This window comes from Bradyrhizobium sp. Kon58 (assembly GCF_055807455.1).
This window is the reverse complement of the sequence record NZ_JBVVOT010000224.1, coordinates 1-361: the sequence shown is the minus strand read 5'-3', so window position 1 is coordinate 361 and position 361 is coordinate 1. Positions and strand designations below refer to the sequence as shown.

The following is a 361-nucleotide window of genomic DNA, read 5'->3' as shown; positions in this document are numbered from 1 at the left end:
GCTCAGCGAGAACTACGAGGCCCTCAAGGAACTGGCACCGCTGACCAGCACCCCGATCGCCCTGGGCGAGCGCCTGTTCTCGCGCTGGGACTTCAAGCGCGTGCTCAGCGAAGGCTATGTCGACATCATCCAGCCGGATGCTTCCCACGCCGGCGGCATCACCGAGACCCGCAAGATCGCCAACATGGCCGAAGCCTACGACGTGGGGCTGGCCCTGCACTGCCCGCTGGGCCCGATTGCCCTCGCCGCCTGCCTGCAACTGGATGCCGTTTGCGAAACAGTAGACAAGGGTCGTCTTCGCTGTAGATGAATTTGTAGGCGCCGCGGCGAATCATCATCAGCGGGCTGATGGTGCCTTCGG

Annotated in this window: 1 pseudogene; it reads left to right on the top strand. The window is 64.0% G+C overall.

Annotated features, from left to right (window positions below):
- Nucleotides 1–271: pseudogene (locus tag AC0L20_RS40220) on the top strand (enolase C-terminal domain-like protein); the annotation flags it as partial.
- Nucleotides 272–361 lie beyond the last annotated feature (90 nt).